General features: G+C 33.6%; 12 protein-coding genes. 10 read left to right on the plus strand and 2 right to left on the minus strand.

Features of this window, described 5'->3' with window-relative positions; translation table 11 throughout:
* Window positions 1-848 precede the first annotated feature (848 nt).
* Genes K322_RS20110 through K322_RS21325 form a run of 5 tightly spaced genes read left to right on the plus strand, consistent with a single transcriptional unit; the run spans window position 849 to window position 4,270 of the window.
* Entirely contained in the window at window positions 849-1,886 is a 1,038-nt protein-coding gene (locus K322_RS20110) for a glycoside hydrolase family protein (protein WP_051290611.1), read from the plus strand.
* Window positions 1,877-2,638, plus strand: a complete 762-nt coding sequence (locus K322_RS0103505; protein WP_026625639.1) for a galactosyltransferase-related protein — start codon at window positions 1,877-1,879, stop codon at window positions 2,636-2,638. The genes K322_RS20110 and K322_RS0103505 overlap by 10 nt, the downstream gene beginning before the upstream one ends.
* A gap of 55 nt (window positions 2,639-2,693) precedes the next feature.
* Window positions 2,694-3,782: a S41 family peptidase gene (locus K322_RS0103510; protein WP_026625640.1), complete on the plus strand. Its 1,089-nt coding sequence runs from the start codon at window positions 2,694-2,696 to the stop codon at window positions 3,780-3,782.
* The gene (locus K322_RS0103515) at window positions 3,751-4,065 is read left to right on the plus strand and encodes a S41 family peptidase (protein ID WP_026625641.1); all 315 of its coding nucleotides are present in this window, start codon (window positions 3,751-3,753) and stop codon (window positions 4,063-4,065) included. The genes K322_RS0103510 and K322_RS0103515 overlap by 32 nt, the downstream gene beginning before the upstream one ends.
* Before the next feature lie 10 nt (window positions 4,066-4,075).
* A complete protein-coding gene (locus K322_RS21325; protein ID WP_084158501.1) occupies window positions 4,076-4,270 on the plus strand; it encodes a TIGR04149 family rSAM-modified RiPP in 195 nt (64 codons plus the stop codon).
* Here K322_RS21325 and K322_RS20785 read toward each other — a convergent pair.
* Window positions 4,187-5,143, minus strand: a complete 957-nt coding sequence (locus K322_RS20785; RefSeq protein WP_026625642.1) for a hypothetical protein — start codon at window positions 5,141-5,143, stop codon at window positions 4,187-4,189. The two genes, K322_RS21325 and K322_RS20785, sit on opposite strands and share 84 nt — an antisense overlap.
* A 231-nt stretch (window positions 5,144-5,374) precedes the next feature.
* Here K322_RS20785 and K322_RS0103525 point away from each other — a divergent pair, with 231 nt between their 5' ends.
* Entirely contained in the window at window positions 5,375-5,869 is a 495-nt protein-coding gene (locus tag K322_RS0103525) for a nucleotidyl transferase AbiEii/AbiGii toxin family protein (protein WP_026625643.1), read from the plus strand.
* A gap of 405 nt (window positions 5,870-6,274) precedes the next feature.
* On the opposite strand, the gene K322_RS0103530 is transcribed toward K322_RS0103525, so the two are convergent.
* On the minus strand, window positions 6,275-7,738 hold the full coding sequence (locus tag K322_RS0103530) for a tetratricopeptide repeat protein (RefSeq protein ID WP_026625644.1): 1,464 nt from the start codon (window positions 7,736-7,738) through the stop codon (window positions 6,275-6,277).
* A 504-nt stretch (window positions 7,739-8,242) separates the two neighbouring features.
* Here K322_RS0103530 and K322_RS0103535 point away from each other — a divergent pair.
* From K322_RS0103535 to K322_RS0103550, 4 genes are all read left to right on the plus strand, one after another.
* A complete protein-coding gene (locus K322_RS0103535; protein ID WP_026625645.1) occupies window positions 8,243-8,833 on the plus strand; it encodes a DUF3575 domain-containing protein in 591 nt (196 codons plus the stop codon).
* Window positions 8,834-8,839: 6 nt separating this feature from the next.
* Entirely contained in the window at window positions 8,840-10,291 is a 1,452-nt protein-coding gene (locus K322_RS0103540) for an OmpA family protein (protein ID WP_026625646.1), read from the plus strand.
* Window positions 10,292-10,459: 168 nt separating this feature from the next.
* Complete coding sequence (locus K322_RS0103545) at window positions 10,460-12,043, plus strand: Mfa1 family fimbria major subunit (RefSeq protein ID WP_026625647.1); 1,584 nt, start codon at window positions 10,460-10,462, stop codon at window positions 12,041-12,043.
* Window positions 12,044-12,122: 79 nt separating this feature from the next.
* Window positions 12,123-13,094, plus strand: coding sequence for a FimB/Mfa2 family fimbrial subunit (locus tag K322_RS0103550; RefSeq protein ID WP_026625648.1), 972 nt, complete (start codon window positions 12,123-12,125; stop codon window positions 13,092-13,094).
* Window positions 13,095-13,100 lie beyond the last annotated feature (6 nt).

Below are 13,100 nucleotides of genomic sequence, written 5' to 3' on the forward strand. Positions count from 1 at the left end.
TTTACGAGTATAAAGTTAAAGAAATATCACTATATGACAAACTTTTATTAAGCTATTTGTTTCTCTTTTTGATAAAATATCGTCTTGATTTTATTCTTGAAATTAGATCTCATTCAGCAACCATCATATATTCTTAGATACAGTAAATGCATAGATTCTGTTACTGACTTAATAACAGACCTGTATATTAATAAACTAAAGTAAGTCACAGAAAAATAGACTTTAGGTTTTTCCGATGAGGTATTAGGTGTTCTTTAATTTAATCTAGATTGTCTATTCATCCTCTTTCTTTCTGTCGGAAAATTCAAAAGCAGATAAAATATCTGCTAAGGGTGAAGATTCGATTATTTGGTGTCGTAAAATAAAAACACTTGGTTATCTATACCTTTTTGTGTGCTAATGAACATAAAAAGCTTACCTAACGATAAACCTTTGTGTTTGTATATAGTTGAGGAAACTATTTTAATCCTTTGCTAATTAATATGGAAATCTTATCTGTTGAAAACAGATAACAGAGCTATTTGAGTGCATGGAACAATAAGTATGCCTAAGCGCCTTATTCTTACTTCTCTACTACATTTTTTACCCAAAAAACTTTGTTTGGTTGATATATAAATGATTAACTCTGAACTGCCACAAATATGTTAAAATTATTTGCAAAAAACATTGTCTTAGAGAAAACATCAGAGATCTCCCTTTCTTAAAATTTTTGTAACTAAAAAGCTACAAGAAAATGATCTTTTTTATTATTTGAATGATTTTTCGTCCTTTTTGAATGATTTTTTACCTCTATTTTTCACCTTTTTTGTTTTCATTTGTATCATTAGCACATAACCTTACAACAACTAATGAATAAAACAATCAATATAGATGAATATATCTATAAATTAAATCATCAATTAACGATTATACAAGACAGAAAAGACCTGCCTATCGGACTTTTATCCGGAAAGATGGGGTTATGTATTTATTTCTATCAATTAGGACGATCTAATAACAATGAAGTGTATGGTAAGATTGCAGAAAAACTAATAGATGAGATATTTGTGCAAATTGGTACAATTTCTGCCATCGACATAGAAAATGGTCTGTCGGGTATAGCATTAGGCATAACCTATTTGATCAAAAATGGTTATGTTCAAGGAGATGAAAATAGCTTATTAAAAGACATTGATGATGAGATTTTCAAACAAATCAGTTTCAACAGACTAGAGGAAAATATTTCTGTTCTTATTCAAATTCTATATTATATTTACATAAGAAAACAATCTTTAAAGAATGAACAAGACTTTCTTTTTAATGAATTTGCCATACAAATAATCAATGATCTACACTCAAAAACAGAACAGATATTACATGAAAACACCATAGTTTTTAATATTAATACCCATCTACCTTTACTCCTTTTTACTTTGAGTAAAATATACCAATTGAATATATATAATAACAAGATAATAAAGATAATACAGGAGATCAGTCCATTCATTTTATCAAAATATGCATACCTCGATTCTAAAAAACTTCTTTTATTATGGGGTATTAATCAAATAAATAGTTGTATAAGAGATAACCGCTTAACTGAATTTTGCAATTTATTAGTTTCTCAGATCAATATTAATAATTTACTTGACGAATTTAAGAATAAAAATATTTTCCTCAATAATGGTATAGCCGGAATATGCCTGCTGTTGCTGACAATGGAGAATAATATAACACAAAATCTTGAACTGAATAAATTTTACATTAAAGCCAAAGAAAAGATAGAAAATTCCTCAATATGGGAATTATCGGCAAATACTGAATACTTAAAAGCTCATATTGGATTAACCGGTTATTGTGGGGTAATAATGATTTTAAATGCAATAAATCAATCGATATGCGAATAGACCTGAAAGACACAACATTTCTTATAGCCGTAAGATTGGATTCTATTCAACGTTTGGAAAACACTCTGGCTGTTATAGCCCAAATATGTAAGTATTTTGATACAAATATAATCCTTGCAGAAGTGGCAGATTGCTGTAATGGAATTCTGAAATCATTATTATATAAAAGAGTAACATATATATTTATAGAAGATAAAGACAATGTATTTTACCGGACAAAATATTTTAACCAGTTGACTTCCGAGATTAAAAGTCCCATAATCGCCTTATGGGATGCAGATGTAGTAATAGACAAAAAAGCAATCTTAGAATCGGTAAATAATATACGTACTTATAATGCCGATATTTCCTACCCGTATAATGGTATTTTTCTGGAAACATCTGATATAATGCGGAAATATTATTTAAAAACAAAAGATATCAGGGTTTTATATAGAAACAAGAATAAACTCAAATTATTATATAATAAACCAATGGTAGGAGGAGCTGTTGTTGTCAACCGGGAGAAATATATACAAGCCGGAATGGAGAACGAAACTCACTACGGTTGGGGGAATGATGATTTTGACCGATATTATCGGTTTGTCGCATTAAATTACAAAATACATCGGATCAATACCCCGCTATTTCACCTACATCATCCCAGAGGAAACAACAGCCAATTTCGTTCAGATATATTTCAACAGATTTCTTCTTTAGAGCGATTTAAAATGGAAAGTAGTTCGAAAGAGGAAGTGGAAAAACTTCGGTAAACAATAGATTCAGAGACTGTTATATAATAGACAAATAATTAGACTTAATATCATCATGAAAATTTATGCAACAATTATACTTATCATATTTCACAACATATCTTTATGTTATGGGTATACTGTAGAGCAATCTAAAGATTCTATTTCTAAGAAAATGGAAGTTCCGTCTATAAATTCGGAGGACGACAAAATATATGCATTGAGTCAGATATGGTCAGAGATAAAATATAATTTTGTGAATATAGATCAACTACAATTTGATATTGATAGCTTGTACAAGATAACTTTACCTCGAGTGGTTGATACAAAGAATGATATTGAATTTTATGATGAACTACAGCGCTTTATGGCATCTTTTAATGATGGGCATACAGAACTTATAGGACGGACTTATGGGTGGAATGAATACAATGATTATATTCCGGCAAGTGTAACTGAATTAGACCGAAAACTGTATTTTACCTCTATTCGAAAAAATGCTGCTATTGATTCAACGTTATTAGGTGCAGAAATAATTGAAATAGAAAGAAAATCAACCAATAAATATCTGGAAGAATACATATTTCCGTTTATTTCATCCTCAACTACTGATTTTAAGTGGACTATTGCGGCATCAAAAGTAGTTGGAGGATGCAAAGGTACTTCTTTGAATGGAAAAGCAAAAAAGCTAAACGGAGAAATTGTTGATTTCTCTATTTTAAGAAATGGAGAAGCAACAAGGACAAAAAATGATATTTCATGGGGGGCTTCTTTTAAGCATAAGGGAAGCATAAGCTTAGATTGGATAGATAATATAGCATATCTTGATATTCGTGCCTTCAGTCCAGAAAGTATAATGAAAGACATTGATTCTTTGTCCTTGCTCATTAACCAAAAAGCAAAAGGTCTTGTAATTGATCTTCGTTACAATGGAGGAGGTAGCACTAATGTCGCAAACCATTTACTCAAATATATAATGAAAGAAGATAGTTTTTTGAGCTTTGGAGCACAAATGAGAATAAATGATGGATATGGTAGGGCTCAAGGTAATTATCGGGATGAATATAAGGATTTCTATAATTATCGTGCATATAAAACAGTAGAGCCACGCATTATTAATACAAAGATTCTCAATGCCTATTGTTATATTAATAGGAAAATATAGCTTTTCTGCTTGTGAGGATTTTTTAGTCAACTTATATGAAATCTTTAATCGCCCAATTCTCATCGGAGAATCTACTGCCGGCTCCACAGGTGCTCCTTTAGTTATCCATTTACCTCATGGAGCTATAGCCCGAATAACAACAGTGAGAGACATGTATCCAATTAGTCAAAAACCATATGTAAAAAACAGTATTACACCCGATATCAAAATAAAGCAAAACATAAATGATTATCTAAATAATAACGATATCGCTTTACAAAAAGCGATATCAATTTTAAAATAAAAAGAATATTATGAAAAAATTAAACAAATTAAAATTAAATGAACAACTTCTTAATGAAGATGAGTTAAAAATGTTAGTCGGAGGGTATGATATTAGTAATAATAACTCACATTCAACATGCTCATGTACCTATAAAAACAATAGTCTTTCTCTGACTAATAGCAATTCTGTTAGCGGCTGTGAATGTACATGTACAAGTCATTAATGTATATAGATGGGAAATCGATACATACGTCCCCGGGAAATATTCTTTCTTCCCTTTATTAATAGGAACGACAGCTTCCTCGATGATATCCGTTTCCGAAAAATCATAAAGGATCTTGCCATGATTACTCCTGACTATCAATAAGCCTTTGTATCGTTTTACGATGACCAGTAAATCAAACAAGCCCCGCGGAATGTAATTGTTGACCTTATCGAACTTATCGAGAATAGGATTGCAGGAAGAAGCGTGTTTGAAGGCATATCTTAAAACATCATCATCATCTATCTGGGTAAATAAGTTCGATTCGGGTATATTATTGTCCGCCCGGTATTGCTTCATTAACGATTTAACAATGCCAATGCCAAAATCAATAAACGAAAACTGTATGAGATTCTCGTTTTTATATACGCCGAGTTTATCATCATAGAAAAATGGCTTTGACTCTGGCAGTTCCTGTGTTTCAAAATTAAACTCTGACAGGTTCTGTTGGATATATTCTATAATAAAATCAATATATTCGTCGTCTTTAAATTTTATCTTTATGTTACCGATGTCATATCTCAGCCGTTCAAGGTTAGGGATATTTCTGTACTCCAGATAATCAAATATCTCCTGTTCTTTTTCACATTCTTTCAGGGCATAACGCAATTTTTTCAGTTCCAGCTTATTCTTTAATGAGATGCTCATGAACGCCCAGTTCTCCGAACTAGGAAAGAACGAATTGCCGAAATGATCGAGAAAATTATCATACAGCTCTTTTGTTATAATAGAACTGATCGTTTTTGAGACAAAAGGATGCTCACATTTGGTCGCCGATAATTTTGTATTGACAGCCTCATTTAAATCATAGACCGGTTTGAGCTGATCATGCATTATCCTGTCATAAACCCAGTCTTTAATATACTCCAGGGAGACAAACGGGATGATATTGAAATCATCGAATATTTCGTTGTTAAGATCGTTTGCAAGAGAAAGAACTTACGTCGTCCTTAGTAGATGTATATTATTAAAGAAGGAAAAAGCAAATGAAGTTCTGAGATATTATCGGGATTTAGCTCCGTCAATAAAAGAAAGCGCAAATAAACTCTTAGAAACCATATAGGCATGTTGTATTATAATACAGTAACTCCATTACTGCAGAATGCTTTGGAGAAACCAATGCTGGTAGAAGTTTTAAAATCATTCCGATTGGTTGGTGGTACATCACTCAGTTTACAACTTGCTTATAGAGAATTTGTTGATATTGATTTATTCACAGATATGGTGTACAATACAGTGGGTTTTAAAGCCATTGAAGAATATTTGACGCTAAATTTCTCTTATGTTTCCACATCTAATATTGACTTGGCCGGATTTGAAGAATCATTCTATATTGGGGACTTGGAATCATACTATGTCAAACTGGATTTATATTATACAGACCTTTGCCAAATGTTGGAATTTTATTTTGAACGATATCCATATGGCGCAAGTAAAGATCAAATTCTACAGAATATTATAGAATTTGAATATGCGGATAACGATGCTGATCCAAACTGTCTAAGAGGTAAATATTGGGACCTGATAAAATTCGATTTTATTGAATTATTAGAGCCCTAAAAATAGAAAAAATACAGTTCCCCCGAAAAATTGGGGATGAACTCGTCCCTAATAAATATTTGAACCGAATAAAATATTAATATCTAATTATATATAAAATTACTGAAGTAGGGAATTATACCTAACTTTGTCTCAATCGAAACCCGAAGCGATTCGCAGAATTACAGCATGTGCATAAATGCTGACAGTTCTAATTTATAGCATATAAGATATTGAAAATCAATAGCTGTTTGGATATGTAACGTTCCCTCCAGCTCCACAATAACACTTATAGAAATATAGGTATTTCTTATTTTCCGGCTTTGTGCCTTTTTTAGAGAATAGGAAAAAATAGGAATGCCACTATAGTGAACACGGACTATTGCGGATTAGAAAACATGTAAGAAATATAAGCAGTTCTTCTTTTTAAGCAAAAGATCGAATGTATACATATAAATCAATATTGGCATCGATTTTTAGCTTTTTTCTTAACCTGCTCTTCCTTATTTGGATTGATCTGTGTTCTACAAAACTGTACTGCGCAATTTCTTTGGATGTGAAATTCAGAAAGATCATTGAGCATAACCAAAATTCAGAGTTGATCAAATCAGGATATCTGTTATAAATGTTTTCTGTAAATTCAGAAAATATATCTTTGAAATTTGTAATAAAAGAACTGTCGTTTAATTTTGCCAACTCTATCAGATCCTGTGTTTTGTCATTTAATTTGAATTCAAGGGTTTCTACCATCCTTTTCTCTTCCTTTAGTTCTTTCTGGTGTGTATATCTCCATTTGGCCCATGCTGCAAGTATGATAATAACGAAGATAGTCAAAACAGAGATGAGCCGGATGGCTTTCTCCTGAAAGAGACTATGTGTTGCACTCTCTTCTTCAAGTATCAAGTTTAATGCTTTTTCTACCGCTTGGTTTTTAGATAAGAGGAGTTTGTTTTCTGCAGAAATCGCCTTATTCTGATAGAACTTTGCACTATCATTCATCTTCTTTTCTGTATAAGCTTGGAAAATTTGTTTATAAAGATCAGGAAGCTCGTTGTTGAGGTTTGTTCTTTTTATATCTTCTAAACTCAGATTATAGTACTTTAGAGCAGAATCGGGATTCCCTCGGCCTAATTCCATATCCCCCCAATGTTTATAGGTCCATGAAGTATAAGGACTTCCTGATTTTTGAGTTGTTTCTATTGATTTGTTGAAATAATAGCTTGCAGAATCGTATTGATTTGTCTTAGAATAGTAATCGCCGAATAGAGTATATAGATTTACCCAATTACTATATATATAAGGTTCTTCGGAATCCATTTTGTGGAGTAAATCTCTATTTTTTGATAGATAATAAAAAGCAGAATCATATGAGACAATAGCTATATATCCTATGCTGAGATTTTCATAAGCTAAACTTTTTAGCCGGTTTTTGACACCTCCTTCATCCATTTTATTTACACAATGAAGCCCCTTTCTGAATTCTTCCAAAGATTTTGAAGGAAGTCCCAGATACATATATACCTGACCTCTTATTCTGTGAGCTTCGGAGTTTATAGATGCTTTATCCTCATTGTATTCTTCCTTTTCACATCGATCCAGATATTCTAAAGACATGTTATATTCTCCGACATAACTTAATGCTCTTGCTATATAAAAATATGATTTAGCTTTGCCTGCCCCGTAATTAATTTCTTGACTTTTCTTCAGAGCTTGTTTTGCTGTCTTAAGATTCTCTGTAATATTAATATTCAAAAAATGTTGGAAAGATACAGATAAGATACTATCTACAACTGCTTTGTCGGAATGTTTTAAATCTCTGCTAAATGCATCTGATGGAATAATTGTGAAGATATAACTAATAAAGCAACACAATATATGTCTGTATCTCATTTCTGTATTGTAAGAATAAATGAATTAGTGCTAGCTGTTTTTATAATATAAGCTATATATTAATATAGCCTTTCATAGAACAAAATTAAGTAAAATTTGCGATAAAAACCGTTTGTGCTACTAAGATTTGAGTTGTTTTTGTTTTGTTCATTTATATTCAGGTTTGGTGTTCGGACGTATATCTAAGTATATATTTCTTCTTAGACGTATTTTGTTATTTTGTATTTCATTAACATTGTTAGACGCACTTTATTAACATTGAACACTCCTTATATTCAAAAATTATGTTAAGTGAATTTTCTATGTGCTTATGGAAAATAGTAAGCTAATGGCGGGTTTGTAGAAATGTTGTATGTATGTTGTATCTGTTTATAGTCCTTTAAATGCTATAAGAGTATAGTTTTGTCTAAAATTTATAGTGTTCTATATTTTTAGATTTACGATTTCTGTTGGGTGGTTCGAAACGAAATTTATACCAATAAAATAATACAACTATTAATAAAAATGAATTGTCATTTTAAATTTAAAGGCTTAAAACTATTTTTTTTATTAGCCGCTTGCACATCTTCATTTCTACTTCATGCGCAGGAGGTAGCTATAAAAACAAATCTTGCTTATTGGGCAACAACAACTCCTAATTTACAACTAGAATTAGCATTGACCGACAGGACTACCTTGGAACTTGGAGGAGGCATAAATGTGTTTTCGTTTTCAGATAATAAAACATTAAAACATTGGCTTATTGAACCCGAATATCGTTGGTGGTTATGTGAGACATTCAATGGGCATTTTATAGGTTTGCATGCATTGGGCGGTCAATTTAATGTGGGCGGATGGGATATCCCTATCGGACGCTTAGATGTTTTTAAAGACAGCCGGTACGAAGGTTATCTATATGGAGGAGGCTTAAGCTATGGATATCAGTGGATATTATCAAATCGTTTAAATTTTGAGTTAAATGTAGGTGTCGGATATGCCCGTATCCATTATGATAAATACCCGTGTAAGGATTGTGGAACAAAGTCAGATGAAGGAAATTATAATTACTGGGGTATAACACGATTAGGTTTGTCTTTAGTCTATTTCTTAAAATAATAAGTAATGAAAAAATCAATGATATTGAGAGTATGCTTATCGGCAATTCTGATAGTATTTACTCTATCTACTCATGCTCAATCTGAATTTGGAAAAATACAAATAACAGAAGAGCATTTTATTAAACAGCACGACAAAGTATCTGTATCTATGACTTTTGTTTTGGATGAGATATCTGTTCGTCGAAATGAAATGCTTATTCTTACTCCGGTTTTAAAATCTAATGGGAAAGATAATGACAGTCTTAAGCTCTCTCCGGTAGTTGTCTCCGGTAGTTTGAGAAATAAGATATTGAATAGAAAGAAGAGTTTAGGTTCTCAACTTCCATTCGATAGAGAACCACAAACTGTGATAACCAGAAAAAACGGTACTGTTCAATCTGTTAATTATGCTGTTATAGTACCTTATAAATTGTGGATGGATAATGCTTCATTGTCTATTTCAGAAATAGTTTCCGGATGTGCCAGCTGTTACGATACTGAAGAAGAACGTTTGGTCGCTCAAAATATATTACCTAAGCAGGCTCCTGTTTCTTATAAGCTGACATTTATTGTTCCCGAAGTAGAACCTGTAAAAACTCGCAGCGACAGACATACTGCAACTTTTAATTATATCGTAGACCGTTACGAATTGTTACGCAATTTTAAGAACAATTCAGTAGAATTTGCGCAGGTGGATAGTGTAATAGGTGAAATACAACAAAATCAGGACTTAAAAATTACTGAATTTAATATAGCCGGTTATGCATCACCGGAAGGAGGATTTGAACATAACCGGATATTATCTCAAAACAGAGCTAATTCATTTGCCGATTATCTTGTGTCGAAATTTGGAGTTAGAAGAAATCAATTTATTGTCAACGGATTTGGAGAAGATTGGACTGGTTTATATAAGTCGGTTTCCCAATCATCACTGAAGGATAAGCTAGAAGTATTGGGCATTATTGATAAAATAGGAAGTCCGGACGCTCGAGATAGGGAACTGATGAAGCTTGCCAATGGGAATACGTATAAAATACTGTTGAATGACTATTATCCTCCATTGCGTCGTACAGAATATGTAATAGCATACATTGTGAGGCCTTTTGATGTAGAAGAAGCGAAGAAACTCATTAAAGTTAATCCTAAACTGTTAAGTTTAAACGAAATGTATTTGGTTGCTTATAGCTATCCGTCTGATACAAAGGAATTCAGAGAAGTTTTTGATATAGCCGTAAGATTATATCCACAGAGTGATATTGCGATTGTCAATTCGGCAGGAGCTGACATTGAGGGTGGAAATTTTGATGCAGCCATAGAACGACTCCTGAAAATAGAGAATAATCCTAAAATATGGAATAATCTGGGTGTAGCTTATCTCTACAAAGGCGATTATGGCAAAGCTCGGGAATACTTGTCCAAAGCGGCAGCAAATGGTAATGCTGAAGCTCGATTCAATTTAGATAATTACACTGAATAGATAATTCGGTAACAAGGCTTTTTCGACATGTTTATACGTTACATGTCTCCCTTGTTATGTTTGATCAGAAGAGAAAAATATAAACTTGACACTGGCTTAATTAAAGGCAAAATTTGATTAGAAAATTTTATGAAAGAAAATAGATGTCAAAATTATAATTAAAAAAGAATGAAAAAGACAAAACTATTATTAGTACTATTAGCTTCAGCTCTTGGGTTTATCGCTTGTAGTGATGATAATGATTTGCAAACCTCTGCAGAGACAGATGCAAATACAAACGTAAGTATAACCCTTAGTTTGCCTCAAAACTTATCGTTGAGGGCCTTACCTTCGGATTATAACGATGTAGGGGAGTGGGCAGGAAAAGATAAGATTGAAAAGGTGGCCATATTTTTAGTGGATGGTTCTACTGTCACTACTGCTGCATATACAGTTGGTACAACAGTTGATGACGGATATACTCAGGAAGTGTCAAACACTTCTAATCAGGTTGTATTAAAACCTAAAAAAGCAATTAAGACATCAGCCGGCATAAAAAAAGTTTATGTGCTGATCAATGGTAATTCTGATATTGAGGCTGCATTAGCTGCAACACCCGCAAATACATTTGAGGACACTTATAAAACTGCAGCGTTAAACCTTGTAAATTCAGGAACAAGCCTTACTGTAAGTACATCTGCCGATAAATTGGCAGCGAAAAATGGTACAGCAGACGAAACTATTGTTATGACAAATGTGCAGGAAGTTTCTATTAATGTAGCGCCGAATGTAAGTGCCGAAGATGCCCTGAGAGATGCTAATCCGTTGAATAGAGCGAGTGTACAGGTTGAAAGGGCTGTTGCCCGGGTAATGGTTACCACTGCAGCCCCAACATATGAAATAAAATCCGGAGCAGATTTACTGGGTACAATTTCGAATATAACATGGGTATTGGCTCAAGGTGAAAACTCGGTATATATTCAACGTAAATCAGACTATGTAACACCCAATTATGGATGGATTCCTACTACTAATGCCGAATATTTCGGTAATGCGGGAAATAAGTATGACTATTCAGGATTATTCGAAGAATATAATGGTTCTGCACTGTTTGGAGGAACTCCTGTTCCGACAATGGCTGATTATGCAGCAGCTTCTGCTCAGACACAAATTACTGATGAACTAAATGCTAAATTATCAGGAAAGTTTATTCTGCCGACAACACATGCGACAGGTGTAGCAGATGCGTCGAGTTACAAAAAAGGGAATACTGCCTATGTTCTGGTCAGAGCCAAATTTACTCCTGCCGCTTTAGCTGATGGCGGAACTTATACTGCAGGCAAAGATTTTTATCTCGGAGCTAATGGTAAATTTTTTGCTTCTGCCGAAAATGCTGTTGATCCAGCCAAAGGAGGAGTTGCAGGCCAGACAGTTGCCAAATATGTAGGAGGTAAAGTGTTATATTATGCATGGGTCAATCCTGATAATATTCCAACCTGGTATAACTCTCCGGTAGTTAGAAACAATATATATCATGTACATATTTCAGGTTTTAAAAATCTGGGAACAAACTGGAATCCGCTTTATCCCGAAGATCCGAATAGTTCTACTCCCGCCAATCCTGATCCGAAGCCTGTTGTACCGGGTATAAATGAACCCCAAAATCCTATAGCCCCTACTGACCCTTTAACTACTCCTGAAACATGGATGAGTGTGGATGTAAAAGTGTTGCCATGGAAACTTCACTCTTATAGTGTTGACTTAGGCATTTGATTTTACAGTCAGTAAGTGTATCCGGAGGGGAACCCCTTTTTCTCCTCCGGTTTTATAAAAATCAATTACAATGCAACAAATGAAAATTTTGCGAATTAAGATATTCATAGTGATACTTACCCTGGGAGCGTTTCTTTGGGGATGCGATTCTTTGATTTATGACGATTTGTCGGATTGTCCTCAAGGGGTATATGTGAAATTCTTTGCGTTGACACCTTGCGATGTTGATTCGACTTTTATTGGAGATGTCACTTCACTTACAGTTTTTGCTTTCGATGATAAAGGCAAATTGGTATCAACAGTTAACCGGCAGAATGTTGACCTTAATCGCAATTTTGAACTTTTAATACCTGTTTCGAATGGTAATTTTACCTTTATCGCGTGGACAGGTGTAGATGATAAGTTTGTTAGAAATACTTTTTCATCAGGTGTGACCACAAAGAAGGATGTGATGTTAGCCATCAAGTCGTCTGAGAAAAATGTTGTTGCTCTAATTAATGCTCAGCGAATCTGGCAGGGAGAAAGTGCCTCTGTTTTTTTGCCTGATCCGAAAGAATCAGGGTCTCTTTACAAACATACAGCAATAAATCTACACGAATTAACGAACCGGGTTAAAGTGATTGTTGAATTTGATGCTTCAATAACAGCTCTCACACCTCGTGATCTCAATGTAGCAGTATCCTCTGCTAACGGGACAATAAATATCGATGGCTCTATGCCTCTCAACTCTCCGATATTGTCTTATCCGATACAAAATACAAAATATACCGAGAATACCGTAGCCTGGGACTTTTCGTTGCTCGAATTAGCAACTGGCTATCATAATAACCTCACAATAACTTATCCCAAAACAGGGCAGCAGGTATTTAGCGGAGATCTTATCGGCAGTATTCTATTAAATACAGTCAGTGGAGGTATCAATCTGAATTGTGAGAATGACTTTACCATAAAATTCGTACTGAAAGACTATTGTGCCGAATGCGGGACAAATTTTAGTTGTGCCGTTTATGTAAACGACTGGTTTGTACATAGCTACAGTACCGAACTGTAATTATAG

The sequence above is a fragment of the Indolivaga capnocytophagoides DSM 22835 genome (assembly GCF_000426485.1).
Taxonomy (GTDB): domain Bacteria; phylum Bacteroidota; class Bacteroidia; order Bacteroidales; family Dysgonomonadaceae; genus Dysgonomonas_A; species Dysgonomonas_A capnocytophagoides.